The organism is Nocardioides silvaticus, assembly GCF_003160695.1.
Taxonomy (GTDB): Bacteria; Actinomycetota; Actinomycetes; order Propionibacteriales; family Nocardioidaceae; genus Nocardioides; species Nocardioides silvaticus.
In genome coordinates this window covers 317,719-331,584 of the sequence record NZ_QGDD01000004.1, presented here as the reverse complement: position 1 = coordinate 331,584, position 13,866 = coordinate 317,719, and the positions used below count along the sequence as shown (strand labels likewise).

Genomic DNA, 13,866 nt, shown 5'->3' with positions numbered 1-13,866 from the left:
TAGTACCCGACGCACACCGGCCTACCCGGTGGGGACCTTGCGCCCGACCCGCTTGAGCGGCTTGGTCGCCGGGCCCTCGATGACCTCGCCCTCAGGGGAGAACCGGGACCCGTGCAGCGGGCAGTCCCAGGTGCGCTCGGCGTCGTTCCACTCCAGCACGCCGCCGAGGTGGGTGCAGATGCCGACGACGCTGCAGGTGGTGCCGTCGACGGTCGAGGTGCCGACCGGCAGCGGGTTCACGCCGGCGCGCCCGACCGAGCCCTGCCCCTCGGCCGGGGTGTCGTCGACGGACTGGAGCTCGGCCAGAGTGATGCCCTTGGCCAGGGCCAGGCCGACCTTGAGGTTGGTCGAGACGAGCGACATCGCGCCGCGCGGCCGGGTGATGCGGCGGCTGATCGGCGTGGCCCACGAGGGCGCCTCGCCCAGCAGCTCGCCGGCGAGCCGGAGGCCGGCCGCAGTGCCGTTGGTCAGGCCCCACTTGTCGTAGCCGGTCGCGACGTAGATGTGGCCGAGCCCGCGGGGCAGGCGGCCGATGTACGGCAGGCCGTCGTGGGAGCTGTAGTCCTGTGCCGACCAGGCGTGGGTCTCGGTGCCGCCGGGGAAGTGCTCCTCGGCCCAGGCGCGGAGGCCGTCGAGGTGCCCGTGCTCGGAGGCGGCGCGACCCACGACGTGGCCGTTGCCGCCGACCATCAGCAGCCGCTCGCCCGCCGGGCCGGTGACGTCGCGCACGGAGAACGACGGTGAGCCGGCCGAGAGCAGCATCGAACCCGGGGTCTCGGTGCCGCGGTACATCAGCACGTAGGAGCGCTGCGGCTCGACCTTGGCGAAGTAGAGGCCGCGGTCCAGGGTCGGGGTCCCGGTCGCGATGACGACGTCGTCGCAGCTGATCGTCACGCCGTCGTCGGTCTTGACGGTGGGTCCGCCGAGGGCGGAGACCGAGATGACCCGGCTGCCCTCGCGCAGCAGGCCGCCGTGGCGGCTGAACTCGTCGAGGAGCAGGTCGAGCACGGGGGCGGGGTCGAGCTGGTACTGGTCCTTGAGCACGACCGCCCCGTGGTTGGGCACGCCGAGGTCCGGGTCGTCGACGAAGGTGGTGGGCAGGCCGAGCCGCTGGCAGGCGCGGTGCTCCTCCTCGACCGTGCTGCGCTCCTGCGGCTTCAGCGCGAACGTCACCGCGTCCCGCACCTCGAGGGGCCGGCCGTGGTCCTCGCAGAGGCGCGCGAGCCAGTCGCGACCCTCGAGGTTGCCCTCGACATACGCGCGGGCGACGTGCTCGGACTGGTGGCGCAGCATCTGGGAGAGCTTGGTGCCCTGGAGCAGCGACAGCTTGCCGGTCGTGTGCCCGGTGGTGCCGGCGCCCACGCTGCGCGCCTCGAGCACCACGACGTGCTTGCCCGCCCGGGACAGCAGGAGGGCGGTGGTCAGGCCGGTGATGCCCGCGCCGACCACCACGACGTCAGCGCGTTCGGGCACCGGGTCGATCCGGGGCACGTGGGCGGCAGGGTCGTCGTACCAGAAGGAGGGCATGGGTCGGGGGTACCCGAACGGGGCGCCGCTGAACGGGTGACGTTCCCTAGATTGGGCGCATGGAACGCGCCCTGACGCTCGTGACCGGTGGCACCCGCGGCATCGGCCGGGCCACCGCTCTCCGCCTCGCCGCCGACGGCCACGACCTCGTCCTGGGCTACCACCAGGACACCGCGTCGGCCGAGGCCACCCGCACCTCCGTCGAGTCGTTGGGCGTCGCCTGTCGAGTCGTCCCTTGTGACCTGACGAGTCCTGCCGGGGTGGACGAGCTGTTCGCCGCGGCCGCCGACGTCGGTCAGCTCACCGGCGTCGTGAACAACGCCGGAGCCACCCTGCACATCGCCCCGCTCGCTGAGACCCCGGTCGAGGTCGTCCAGCGGACGATCGACCTCAACCTCACGGCGGCGGTCTGGGTGGCCCGAGCAGCCGTCCGGGCGATGGGTCGGTCCTATGGCGGATCGGGCGGCGTGCTGGTCAACGTCAGCTCCGGGGCCGCGACCCTCGGTGCGCCGGGCGAGTACGTGCAGTACGCCGCCGCCAAGGCCGGTGTCGACGCCCTCACGACCGGGCTCGCGCAGGAGGTCGCCGGCGACGGCATCCGCGTCGTCGGCGTCGCCCCCGGCATCGTCAACACCACGATCCACGCCGACGCCGGCGAGCCGGACCGGAGGGACCGGGTCGGCCCGCTCGTCCCGCTCGGGCGGGTCGGCGAGCCCGACGAGGTAGCCGACGCGATCGCGTGGTTGATGAGCGGCGAGGCGTCGTACGTCACCGGGACGACGCTGCGGGTCGCCGGCGGTAGGTGACTGACGCCTTCCGTGAGGGGTACTCCGCACCAATGACGCCCGCGGAAGCTCCAGCCCCGGCATGACCGACGTCGCGCAGACCCTCGGCCCTCGCCAGCACTCCGACACCGACCATCCCGATCGCGCCGAGCGCGCCGACCTCGTCGTCGCGTCCGTGCCTGCAGGTCACGTCTACGTGCGTCACATCGCCGCGGAGGAGCCGGACGGCGTCGTCCGGCTGGACGATCCCGATCCGGACTCGCCGCAGCGGTCGGCCACCGAACGGTGGTGGCCGCCGGTCATGCTCGACCCGACGTGGATCGAGCACCACGACTTCGACGTGTTCCACGTGCAGTTCGGGTTCGACGCCTGGGCCCCGGAGGACCTCCGCCGGGTGGTCGAGACGGTGCACGCCCGCGGCCGGGCCTTCGTCTACACCGCACACGACCTGCGCAACCCGCACCACGCGGAGCGCGGTCAGCACGACGCGCAGCTCGCGGTGCTGATGGAGCACGCCGACGCCGTGCTGACGCTCACCCCCGGGGCGGCGGAGGAGATCGCGCGACGCGTACGACGCCGGCCCGGTCGCAGCGGTCACCGTGGCGGAGCGTCGACGGCAGCGACGGTCCGTCGCCGCCGCCCACCGCGCGCTGTACCGGTCGCTTCGGTCGCCGGCATGAGCCGGCCGCTCGACATCTGCCTGATCGCCTCCTCGCGGTTCCCTGTCAGAGAGCCGTTCATGGGGGGTCTGGAAGCACACACCCACGCGCTCGCGGAGGAGCTGCTGCGGCGGGGGCACCGGGTGAGCCTGTTCGCCGCCCCGGGCTCCGACCCGGCCCTCGGCGTGCGCGAGCTCCCGCTGTCGTCGTACACGATGAGCGCGGCGGGGCGCGCGGACGTCGGCTACACGTCGGAGTCGTGGATGGAGGAGCACCACGCCTACCTGGGATTGATGCTCGCGCTCGCGCGCGGCGACCACGGTCGGTTCGACGTCATCCACAACAACAGCCTCCACCACCTCCCGGTGGCGATGAGCGGCGTCGTGGCGACACCGGTGGTCACGACCCTCCACACCCCACCACTGTCCTGGCTGGAGTCCGCGGTCCGTTTCGCCGCCCCGGGCAGCCGCTTCGTCGCCGTGAGCCGGTGCATGTCCCGCGCCTGGGCGGAGGTGACCGACACCGTCGTCATCCACAACGGTGTGGACACCGACTTCTGGCACGCCGGGAACGGCGGCGGCGGTGCGGTGTGGTCGGGGCGCCTTGTGCCCGAGAAGGCGCCGCACGAGGCGCTCGACGCGGCGGCACGGGCAGGCATGCCCATCGCGCTGTCGGGTCCGGTCCACGACCAGTCGTACTACGAGAAGGAGATCGCTCCGCGGCTGGGCGATCGTGCCTGCTACGTCGGTCACCTCGACCGCAGGGACCTGCGCCGACTGGTGGCCGCCGCGTCCGTCGCAGTCGTCACTCCGCAGTGGGAGGAACCGTTCGGGCTGGTCGCCGCAGAGGCGATGTCGTGCGGCACGCCGGTGGCGGCCTACGACCGTGGTGCTCTCAACGAGATCGTCGACGACGCGTCCGGGGTGCTCGTCGCCGCTGGCGACGTCGACGCGCTGGCGAGCGCGATGGTGGAGGCGCAGGACCGGGACCGCGACGCCGTCCGTCGACGGGTGTGCCGGCAGTTCTCACGGGCCCGCATGGTCGACGACTACGAGGTCGTCTACCAGTCCATGGCCCGACTGGTCGACGCGGCGTGATCGGCTACTACGCCCACCACCACGGCAACGGTCACCTGCACCGGGCGGAGGCGGTCGCGGCCGCGCTCGACGAGCCCGTCACCGGGCTGTCCTCCCTGCCGCCGCCGTCCGGTTGGCGAGGCGACTGGGTGCAGCTCCCGCGCGACGACGCCGAGGCCGATCCCGAGGACGTCACCGCGGGCGACCAGCTGCACTGGGTGCCGGTCCACGAAAGCGGACTCCGTGCCCGGTCGGCAGCGATCTCGCAGTGGATCGACCGCGCCGGGCCACGCCTGGTCGTGGCCGACGTCTCGGTGGAGTTCGCGCTGCTGGCCCGGCTCCACGGCGTGCCGGTCGTGACCGTCGTGCTCCCGGGCCGACGCGCCGATCCCGCGCACCTCCTCGGCTTCCGGGCATCGACCGCCTTGGCCGCGTTCTCACCGGTGCGACCCGCCGAGCTGCTGCCCGGCGTGCCGGAGGACGTCGTGCAACGGGTCGTTGCCGTCGGGGCGCTGTCGCGGTTCCCGGCGAGTGACGCACCCCCGGTCGCCGGCGCCGACAGAAGGGTGCTCGTGCTCGTGGGGCGCGGTGGCAGCGCGATGGCCTCGCTCGACGTGACCAGGCTCGAAGCAGCGACCCCGGGGTGGACCTGGGCCCGGATGGGAGGACCTGACGAGTGGGTCGACGACATCTCGACCGCGCTGCGCGAGACCGACGTCGTGGTGACCAACGCCGGCGACGGGTCGCTCGCCGACGTGGCTGCCCACCGCCGACCGGCGGTCGTCGTCCCTGCCGAGCGGCCCTTCGCGGAGCAGCACGTCACCGCGAGTGCGCTGGGCCGCCACGGGTGGCCCGCCGTCGTACGACCACGCCTTCCCGCCGAGCACGAGTGGCTCGGGATCCTCGACCGTGCCGCTGCTCTCGACGGGGGGCGCTGGCAGGCGTGGTGCGACGGGCACGCCGCGGAACGGTTCGCGCGGCTGCTCGTGGAGGTCGGCGCCGACCGTCGCCGGCGGAGGTCGGCGTGACCGGGGGTATCGCCGTCGTGACCATCGTGCACGGACGGCACGACCACCTGCGCGGACAGCTGCGGTCGTTGGCACGCGGCACCCGCCGAGCCCAGCACGTGGTGGTCTCCATGGGAGACCCAGAAGTCGGCAAGGAGACGGACGGCGCCGGACCCTTCGAGCTGGTGGCGGTGCAGGCGGACCCGGCCGCGCTGCCGCTCGCGGCTGCCCGCAACCTCGGCGCAACCGTGGCGATCGAGCGCGGCGCGGAGGTGCTCGTCTTCCTCGACGTCGACTGTATCGCCGGCCCCGAGCTGGTCGCCTCGTACGACGACGCGGTGCGTCGCAGCCCGCAGACCGTCTGGTCCGGACCGGTGACCTACCTGCCGCCCGGTCTCACCGAGGGACAGCTGGAGCGACCGTGGATCCTCGACGATCCGCACCCTGCCCGGCCGGCGCCGCGGTCCGGGCAGGTGCTGACCGATGCGGACCCGGCTCTCTTCTGGTCCCTCTCGTTCGCCCTCCACCGGGATGCCTGGACGGCGTGCGGCGGATTCTGCGAGCGCTACGTCGGCTACGGGGGCGAGGACACCGACTTCGCCCGGATCGCACAGTCCCGAGGTCTCGGCTTCGGATGGGTCGGGTCCGCGCGTGCGTACCACCAGTATCACGCCACGAACGACCCGCCCGTCCAGCACCTCGCCGACATCCTGCGCAACGGCGCAATCTTCCATGAACGGTGGGGCGACTGGCCGATGGAAGGCTGGCTCGAGGAGTTCGAGGACCTCGGCCTGGTCGAGCGGCTCGGGCAGGGCTGGCGGGCTGTGAGCGCACCGTGACAGCGATGGTGTAAAGATGGGCGCACCACGTCTGTAGTGAGAGAGGGACACCATGCGCCGCAGCATCTTCACCGAGGAGCACGACGACTTCCGCAGGACGATGCGGTCGTTCATCGAGGCGGAGGTGGTCCCGCACCACCAGGAGTGGTACGACGCGGGGCTGGTCGACCGCTCGCTCTACACCAAGCTCGGCGACCTCGGCGTCTACGGCATCGAGGTGCCCGAGGAGTACGGCGGCGCCGGGATCGAGACGTTCAAGTTCTCCGCGATCATGACCGAGGAGAGCGCGCGGGCGGGCGTCACGCTCGGCACCAGTGCCGTACACCTCGAGCTCTGCCTGCCGTACCTGAAGAAGCTCGCCACCCCGGAACAGATGAAGCGCTGGATGCCCGGCTTCATCTCCGGTGAGGAGATGTGGGCCATCGCGATGACCGAGCCGGGCGCCGGCTCGGACCTCGCGGGCATGCAGACCACCGCCAGGAGGGACGGCGACAGCTACGTCCTCAACGGCGCCAAGACCTTCATCACCGGCGGCGTCCTTGCCGGCCGGGTGATCGTGTGTGCCCGCACCTCGCCGCCGCTGGAGAACAACCGCCGCCACGGCATCTCGCTGTTCGCGGTCGACACCTCCTCGCCGGGCTACGAGGTCGGCCGCAAGCTCGACAAGATCGGCCTCAAGACCTCCGACACCGCGGAGCTGTCGTTCACCGACGTCCGCGTGCCCGCGACCGACCTGCTGGGCGAGGAGAACGAGGGCTTCTCCTACCTCGGCCAGAACCTGCCGCAGGAGCGGCTCGGCATCGCGGTCAGCGCCTACGCCCAGGCCGCCGCGGCGATCCGCTTCACCAAGGCGTACGTCGAGGACCGCAAGGTCTTCGGCACGACGGTGGCCTCCTTCCAGAACACCAAGTTCGAGCTCGCCTCGTGCCAGACCGAGGTCGACGCCGCCGAGGCCGTGATCGACCGCGCGATCGAGGCCCACGACGCCGACGAGCTGTCGCCCGTCGACGCGGCCTCCGCGAAGCTGTTCTGCACCGAGGTCGCCGGCCGGGTCATCGACCGCTGCCTCCAGCTGCACGGCGGCTACGGCTACATGAACGAGTACCCGATCGCCCGGCTGTACGCCGACACCCGCGTGACCCGGATCTACGGCGGCACGTCGGAGGTCATGAAGCTGATCATCGCCAAGAGCATGGGTCTCTGAGCACCTGCGCTGGGTAACGCTCCCTCACGTCCAGTGAAGGAGTGAGGCATGACCCAGATCCAGCAGTCCATCGACGTCGAGGTGCCGGTCCGCACGGCCTACAACCAGTGGACCCAGTTCGAGTCCTTCCCCGAGTTCATGTCGGGCGTGGAGTCGATCACCCAGATCGACGACAAGAACCTGCACTGGGTGACGGACATCGCCGGTGTCGAGCGGGAGTTCGACGCCCGGATCACCGAGCAGCACCCCGACGAGCGCGTCGCGTGGGAGAGCACGACCGGCGAGGCCAAGCACGCCGGCGTCGTGACGTTCCACCGGCTCGACGACGACAAGTCGCGGGTGATGGTGCAGATCGACTGGGAGCCCTCGGGCGTCGTCGAGAAGGTCGGCTCCGCCGTCAACCTCGACGAGCACCGCGTGAAGGGCGACCTCGAGCGGTTCAAGTCCTTCATCGAGAGCCGCGGCAGCGAGAGCGGCGCGTGGCGGGGGGACATCCCCGCCGGTTCCTGACGACCCGCCCGGCTGCTCCGGGCGCTGTTGGGTAAAGACCAGATGGCCGGCCACGACGGTGCATGTCTCGGCCGGCCCGCCCCGTCGGACTCCAACGTCCGGCGGGGCTCTTCGCGTCCCGGCGCGGTCCGGCGTCAGTAGTCGATGCGCGACAGGACCATCCGGTGGTCGGAGATCGTGCCGTAGACCGATCCGTCGACCCGGTAGTCGGCCACCCGCTGACCGTCGGCGAAGATCCAGTCGATGCTCGGTCGGCGTGGGGGTGCGCACGGCTTCGCGGTCCCGGGGTTGGCGGAGGCCAGCCCGGCACGCGCGGCCCGGCAGAAGATGCCCTGCTTGTCGTTGAAGTCACCGACCAGCACCACGGCGCGGCCCTTGGCCTGCTCCTGCCTCACCACTTTCAGCTCGCGCGTCACCGCTCGGCTGCGGTCCTTCGCCGCCTCGGGGCTCTTGCCGGCGGGGTTGTGCACGTTGATCACCGTCGTCGTCCGTCCGGTCGGCAGGTGCCGGAGCGTCACCACCGGCATCCTCCGGTCGTGGTTGCGGAGGTAGGGGATGGTGACGGTCCGGGTCCCCACCAGCTTGAACGTGTCGGGGCGCCACGCCACATGGTTGTCGACCTCGCCCCACAGGTTGTAGACCTTGCCGGCATTGCGGACGAACACCCTCTTCTGCACCGGCGTGAACTCCTGCAGGCCCACGAGCGCCGGGAAGCCGTGGCCGGCGAGGACCTGCACCAGCCCTCGGGTCCGCCTCGGGGCCTGGTCCCACGTGCAGCACTTGTTGCCGCCCGGCCGGGTGTGTCCGTGCCCGAGGGCATTGAACGTCACGGCGGTGACGTCCGCCGGGTCGACCGGGTCCTTCCCGCCAGGGGCCGCGGCCGCACGGTCGGGCGCGATCGGTGCCGTCAGGCCGGCGACGGCGGTGAGGACGGCGAGGAGGGCGAGGCAGGCGGAACGGAGGTCGCGGCGCGCCAGAAGCATGAAGTGGTGTCCCGAGATCGAAGGGGCCCGGACGGGCGGGCCGTGGTGGTCAGCGCTCGCAGAACGCTCGGCGAGCCTCACTTCTTCCCGGCGCCACGGTCGGAGGCCGAGGTGCTCGGGAGCGGACGTCACCCGACCCTGATGCCCCAACGAGCTTCGAAGGTCGCTCCGGGACGGAGCCGGATCACGCCGACGCCCGAGCGGAAGGCGTCGGGCGGACAGGTCATCGGCTCGACGGCGAGCGCGCGTCGCCGCCGGCCCGCGTCGGGGAGGGTGTCGCCGGTGAACATCTCGACGTAGTCGAGCCCCGGACCCATCCACACCTCCACCCGACGGCCGCCGGGGGAGGCCAGCCGCACCCAGGCCAGGCCGTCCTCGTCGCGGTCGAGGTCGGTGAACGCGTGGTCGAGCTGCGTCGTGCCGACCAGGCGTGGCTCCCGGAAGTCGGCGCGGGTGCCGGCAACGCTCTCGTGGCCGGTCGGGACCTGTGCCGGTCCGGTGGGGAGCCAGGTGGCAGCGCCGATCTGGAGCTCGGCGTCGTCGATCAGCTCCGTGCCGACGGTGAGGTAGGGGTGGGCGCCGTACCCGAAAGGGGCGTCGACCTCACCGATGTTGGTGCACCTGATGTCCACCGTCAGTCCCGCGTCGTGCAGCTCGTAGTCGGCCTCGAGCTCGAGCGGGAACGGGTACGCCGGTTGGGGTCGCAGCGTGTGCCGCATCGTCACCGCGGCCGCGGAGGTGACCTCGGCTGTCCAGCTCCGCCAGCGGGTCAGGCCGTGGATGGCGTTCTCCTGCTCCGGCTCGTCCAGCGGCACGGTGTGCGTGCCGCCGTCCCACGTGTAGCGACCCGTGTGCAGCCGGTTCGGCCACGGGATCAACAGCTGGCCGTGTGCCGACGGGGCGAGCTCGTCCGCCCGGTAGCCGTCGAGGACGGGAAGGTCGCCGTGCCAGTACTCCCGCAGGCCCCCACCGACCTCGACGACCACGGCGCGTTGGGCTCCGTGGCGCAGCTCGACCTGCTGCCGGGAGGCGGCGACGTGGTCCATGCCGGATCGGCTCCTGTCCTGGGATCAGCCCCGGTCGGTTCGGACGGGACGATGAAGCCTAGGGGCGGTGGAGGCAGACGGAACAGGTGGGCGGGGGAGAGCCAGTCATGCCTCCGTCGTTCCCGATCGGCGCGCGTGGACGAGGACGAAGCCGGCCAGGCCGAGGGAGACGACCGCGGCGATCAGCGCTCCGAGATGGAGCCCGGTGGTGAAGGCCGCTTCGGCCGCCGCCACCAGCGCCTCGCCGGATGCGGACGGCAGGCCTGCCGCCACCTCGATCGCGCCACCGAGCGTGCCCCGGGCGGATTCCGCCTGGTCGGAGGCGAGCGAGCCGGGGATGCTGTCGTCGACGCCGCGGCGGTACGCCGCCACGCCGATGCTGCCCAGCAGGGCGATGCCGAGAGCGCCGCCGAGCTCGGACGCGGTCTCGGAGATGCCGGCCGCGGCGCCGGCCCGCTCCTCCGGGACGGCGCCCATGATCAGGTCGTTGGTCAGGGTGATCGCCGGCGACATGCCCAGCGAGAACGCGATCGAGGACCCGACGATGAGGGCGAGCCCGGAGCCGGGCTCGATGCCGAGGAGCAGGCCGAACCCGACGGCCGCGACCACCAGACCGCCGCCCGTCAGCCGGGCAGGGGCGATCCGGCGCGCCAGGACCGGGGTGACGTTCGCGCCCACGACGAAGGAGAGCGCCCAGGGCAGGGTCCAGAGCCCCGCCTCGAGGGGCGTCATCCCGAGCACGAGCTGCAGGTACTGCGGGATGAAGAGGAAGCCGCCGAACACCACGAAGATGCCGACGCCGTACGTCACGAGCGCGGCGCTGAACGCCGGGATGCGGAAGAGCGACAGGTCGACCAACGGGTCGGACAGCCTCCGCTGGCGGCGGACGAAGACGACCCCGAACCCGACGCCGGCCAGTGCGCTCACCAGTGCTGTCGCGGTCGCGCCGTCCTGCGCGACCTGCTTGAGCCCGTACACGAGCGCGAGCATCGCGGTCAGGGACAGGACCGCGCTGGACAGGTCGGCACGGCCCGCGTCGGGGTCGCGGTACTCCGGCAGCAGCCGGGGCCCGAGCACGAGCAGCGCGACCATGACCGGCACGTTGAGCAGGAACACCGCGCCCCACCACAAGAGCTCGAGCACGACGCCACCGAGCACGGGTCCGAGCGCGGCGCCGGCGGAGAAGCTGGCGATCCAGATCGCGATCGCGGTGGACCGCTGCTGCGGGTCGTGGAACATGCTCCGGATCAAGGAGAGCGTCGACGGCGCCAGGGTCGCCCCGGCCAGCCCGAGCAGCGCCCGGCTGAGGATCAGCATCTCGGCCGAGGTCGCGAACGCGGCCAGCACGGAGGTGATCCCGAAGGACGCAGCCCCGATCAGCAGCAGCCGGCGCCGTCCGATCCGGTCGCCGAGGCTGCCCATCGTGATCAGCGCCCCGGCGACCATGAAGCCGTAGACGTCGATGATCCACAGCATCTGGGTGCTGCTGGGCTGCAGGTCGGCGCTGATCTCGGGCACCGCCAGGTGCAGCACGGTCAGGTCCATCACGTACAGCACGCAGGCCAGCGCGATCACCGCGAGCCCCAGCCACTCGCGGCGTCCGGCCCGCGGCGGCGCCGTCGTCGTACTCGTCTTCTCCATCACCCGTCCCGTCCTCTCAGCAGCGGTCAGGAAGGGACGACGACGCAGGTCGGAACAAATGATCGGTGGCGTCCGGACCAGCGACCGATCAGTTCCGGTGCGCTCGGCCGTCGACATCAGGAGACAGCCCTGCGACCGTAGGAGACACCGTGGAGACCACCGAGCACCGACCCACGAGCCCGATGGGCGCCGACGAGGCCGCGTTCCTGCGCGTCGCCCGCAGCGGCGACGCCGGCGAGTTCGCGCTGCTGACCGAGCGCTACCGCCGCGAGCTGCTGGTGCACTGCTACCGCATGCTCGCCTCCTACGAGGACGCCCAGGACCTGACCCAGGAGACGTTCCTCCGCGCCTGGGCCAAGCGCGAGACGTTTCACGGCCGCGCGTCCCTGCGCACCTGGCTCTACCGCATCGCGACCAACGCGTGCCTCGACTTCCTCGACAAGCGCCGCGACCGCACGCCGGTCCCGGCCGACCTGCACGGCGCCGCCGAGAACGGCACCGAGGTGCTGTACCTCCAGCCGTGGCCGGGCAGCGCGCCGGAGGACCCGCACGAGCAGGCGGTGGCCAAGGAGACCGTCGAGCTGGCGTTCATCGTCGCCGTGCAGCACCTGCCGGCGCGGCAGCGTGCGGTCCTGATCCTCCGGGACGTTCTCGGGTGGCCCGCGCAGCAGACGGCGGACACGCTCGAGCTCACGCTGGCATCGGCGAACAGCGCCCTCCAGCGCGCCCGGGCCACCCTGCGCGTGCACCTCCCGAACGGGAGGCTCGACTGGAAGGGTGCCGGTCGGCGCGAGCTGGACGACCAGCAGCAGCGGCTCGTGTCGGCGTACGTCCAGGCCCACGAGCGGCTCGACATCGACGCCCTGACCGCCCTGCTCCGTGCCGACCTGCGGTTCGCGATGCCGCCGCAGCCGGGTGTCTGGGTGGGCCGGGAGGCGACCGTCCAGGCGTGGCTCGACGGCGGTTTCGGCCGGGACCAGTACGTCGACTTCCGGTGCCGGACGACGACGGCCAACGGTCAGCCCGCGGTCGCGATCTACCTCCGCCGGCCCGGGGCACCGACCTACGACGCCTTCACGCTGGACGTGCTAGGCATCGCGGACGGGCTGATCGCGGAGATCACCACGTTCGACGGTGACCAGTTCGAGTGGTTCGGCCTGCCGTCAGAGCTCGAGCCCGCCTGACCCCTCCTCCACCGGTGCCGGCGGCAACGGACGGATCCGACCGCCGGCCTCCTCGGGCGCGTCGACGCAGGCTGCCCGGACCCGGTCGGCAACGTCCTCGGGGAACGGCGCGGAGCTCCGCCCGGCCACGTGCACCCCGAGCACCTCCTCGGTGGCGCGCAGCCGGCCGTCGACCCAGAGCTCGTGCCAGATCCACAGCAGCTTGTGCGTCGCGCCGATCACCGAGGAGCGCACCTCGAGCTCGCTGCCGGCCGAGACCTCGTCGAGGTACCGCACGTGCGCCTCGACGGTGTAGAGCGAGGCGTCGTTGGCCTCGCGGTACTCCGGCCCCAGCCCGACCTCGTCCATCACCGCATCGGTGGCGTGGCCGAACACGAGCACGTAGAACGGCTCGGAGAGATGCCCGTTGTAGTCGATCCAGGCGTCCTGGACCGGCTCCCGCCAGACGACGGGTCCGCTCATGCGCGCCCCGTCGCCCGCAGGATCGCGATCACGCCCCGGTCCCGCTCCGCGACCAGGTCGTCGATGGTCCGGCCCGCGGCCTCGCGCTCGCACCCGTCGACGACCGCGTCTCGCAGCTCCTGCGTGAGCTCCGGTGCCTCGAGCCGGGTCCACGGCGACAGCAGCGAGGGGCCGAAGTGGTCGAGCATGTGCGCCATGCCGCCCTGACCACCCGCGAGGTGGAAGGTGAGCATGGGGCCCATGAACGCCCAGCGCAGGCCCGGCCCGTCGGTGATCGAGAGGTCGATCTCCTCCACCGTCGCCTCGCCGTTCTCGACCATGTGCAACGCCTCCCGCCACAGCGCCTCCTGCAGCCGGTTGGCGACGAAGCCCGGCACCTCGCGCTCCATCCTGATCACCGACTTGCCGGCCAGCGTGAAGAAGTCCGCGGTCCACTGGACGGCGTCCGGGGACGTGCTGGCGCCGCCGACGACCTCGACGAGCGGGATCAGGTACGGCGGGTTGAACGGGTGCCCGACCACGGTGCGGTCCGGGTGGGTGCACTTGTCCTGCATCTCGCTCATGCCGTAGCCCGACGTCGACGACGAGATCACGACCCCTTCGGGAGTGGCGGCGTCGATGTCGGCGAGCAGCGTGCGCTTGAGCTCGAGGTCCTCCGGCGCGCTCTCCTGGACGAAGTCGGCCTGGGCGCAGGCCTTCGCGAGGTCGGGCTCGAAGCTCAGGTTGTCGATGCTCGCGCCCTCGGCCAGGCCGAGCTCGGTCAGCGCCGGCCACGCGGCCGCGACCAGGTGGCGCAGCCGCTGCTCGCCGTCGGGGGCGGGGTCCCAGGCCACGACCCGGTAGCCGCGGGCCAGGAAGTAGGCCACCCAGCCGCCCCCGATGACGCCTGCCCCGGCGCAGACGACGGTCCGGACGTCCTGGGGTGCCGGGCGGCTCATCGTCG

Annotated in this window: 13 protein-coding genes; 7 read left to right on the top strand and 6 right to left on the bottom strand. The window is 72.1% G+C overall.

Annotation, left to right across the window (positions count from 1 at the left end):
• Window positions 1–21 precede the first annotated feature (21 nt).
• Entirely contained in the window at window positions 22–1,527 is a 1,506-nt protein-coding gene (locus DJ010_RS11480; RefSeq protein WP_109693792.1) for an FAD-dependent oxidoreductase, read from the bottom strand.
• 59 nt (window positions 1,528–1,586) lie between these two features.
• On the opposite strand from DJ010_RS11480, the gene DJ010_RS11475 reads away from it, so the two are divergent.
• The 6 genes from DJ010_RS11475 to DJ010_RS11450 all read left to right on the top strand — a co-directional run bounded on the left by DJ010_RS11475 (window position 1,587) and on the right by DJ010_RS11450 (window position 7,607).
• The gene (locus DJ010_RS11475) at window positions 1,587–2,333 is read left to right on the top strand and encodes an SDR family oxidoreductase (protein ID WP_109693791.1); all 747 of its coding nucleotides are present in this window, start codon (window positions 1,587–1,589) and stop codon (window positions 2,331–2,333) included.
• 61 nt (window positions 2,334–2,394) lie between these two features.
• Window positions 2,395–4,068, top strand: a complete 1,674-nt coding sequence (locus tag DJ010_RS22685) for a glycosyltransferase (protein WP_245927446.1) — start codon at window positions 2,395–2,397, stop codon at window positions 4,066–4,068.
• Window positions 4,065–5,075 (top strand): glycosyltransferase, encoded by a 1,011-nt coding sequence (locus tag DJ010_RS11465; RefSeq protein ID WP_109693790.1) that lies wholly within the window; start codon window positions 4,065–4,067, stop codon window positions 5,073–5,075. Before DJ010_RS22685 ends, DJ010_RS11465 begins: the two co-directional genes overlap by 4 nt.
• Window positions 5,072–5,893, top strand: coding sequence for a glycosyltransferase family 2 protein (locus DJ010_RS11460; protein ID WP_211318753.1), 822 nt, complete (start codon window positions 5,072–5,074; stop codon window positions 5,891–5,893). The genes DJ010_RS11465 and DJ010_RS11460 overlap by 4 nt, the downstream gene beginning before the upstream one ends.
• Window positions 5,894–5,945: 52 nt before the next feature.
• On the top strand, window positions 5,946–7,097 hold the full coding sequence (locus DJ010_RS11455; RefSeq protein WP_109693789.1) for an acyl-CoA dehydrogenase family protein: 1,152 nt from the start codon (window positions 5,946–5,948) through the stop codon (window positions 7,095–7,097).
• A 48-nt stretch (window positions 7,098–7,145) separates the two neighbouring features.
• Entirely contained in the window at window positions 7,146–7,607 is a 462-nt protein-coding gene (locus DJ010_RS11450) for an SRPBCC family protein (RefSeq protein WP_109693788.1), read from the top strand.
• A gap of 134 nt (window positions 7,608–7,741) precedes the next feature.
• Here the strand turns inward: DJ010_RS11450 and DJ010_RS11445 are convergent, their stop codons facing one another.
• The 3 genes from DJ010_RS11445 to DJ010_RS11435 form a co-directional block, all read right to left on the bottom strand.
• Window positions 7,742–8,590, bottom strand: a complete 849-nt coding sequence (locus tag DJ010_RS11445) for an endonuclease/exonuclease/phosphatase family protein (protein ID WP_109693787.1) — start codon at window positions 8,588–8,590, stop codon at window positions 7,742–7,744.
• A gap of 128 nt (window positions 8,591–8,718) precedes the next feature.
• On the bottom strand, window positions 8,719–9,636 hold the full coding sequence (locus DJ010_RS11440; protein ID WP_109693786.1) for an aldose 1-epimerase family protein: 918 nt from the start codon (window positions 9,634–9,636) through the stop codon (window positions 8,719–8,721).
• A 105-nt stretch (window positions 9,637–9,741) separates the two neighbouring features.
• Window positions 9,742–11,277: an MFS transporter gene (locus DJ010_RS11435; protein ID WP_109693785.1), complete on the bottom strand. Its 1,536-nt coding sequence runs from the start codon at window positions 11,275–11,277 to the stop codon at window positions 9,742–9,744.
• A 149-nt stretch (window positions 11,278–11,426) separates the two neighbouring features.
• On the opposite strand from DJ010_RS11435, the gene DJ010_RS11430 reads away from it, so the two are divergent.
• A complete protein-coding gene (locus tag DJ010_RS11430) occupies window positions 11,427–12,461 on the top strand; it encodes an RNA polymerase subunit sigma-70 (protein ID WP_245927444.1) in 1,035 nt (344 codons plus the stop codon).
• On the opposite strand, the gene DJ010_RS11425 is transcribed toward DJ010_RS11430, so the two are convergent.
• Together DJ010_RS11425 and DJ010_RS11420 are read right to left on the bottom strand one after the other, a co-directional pair.
• The gene (locus DJ010_RS11425; RefSeq protein ID WP_109693784.1) at window positions 12,441–12,923 is read right to left on the bottom strand and encodes a thioesterase family protein; all 483 of its coding nucleotides are present in this window, start codon (window positions 12,921–12,923) and stop codon (window positions 12,441–12,443) included. The genes DJ010_RS11430 and DJ010_RS11425 overlap by 21 nt on opposite strands.
• Complete coding sequence (locus tag DJ010_RS11420; RefSeq protein ID WP_109693783.1) at window positions 12,920–13,861, bottom strand: 3-hydroxyacyl-CoA dehydrogenase NAD-binding domain-containing protein; 942 nt, start codon at window positions 13,859–13,861, stop codon at window positions 12,920–12,922. Before DJ010_RS11420 ends, DJ010_RS11425 begins: the two co-directional genes overlap by 4 nt.
• Window positions 13,862–13,866 lie beyond the last annotated feature (5 nt).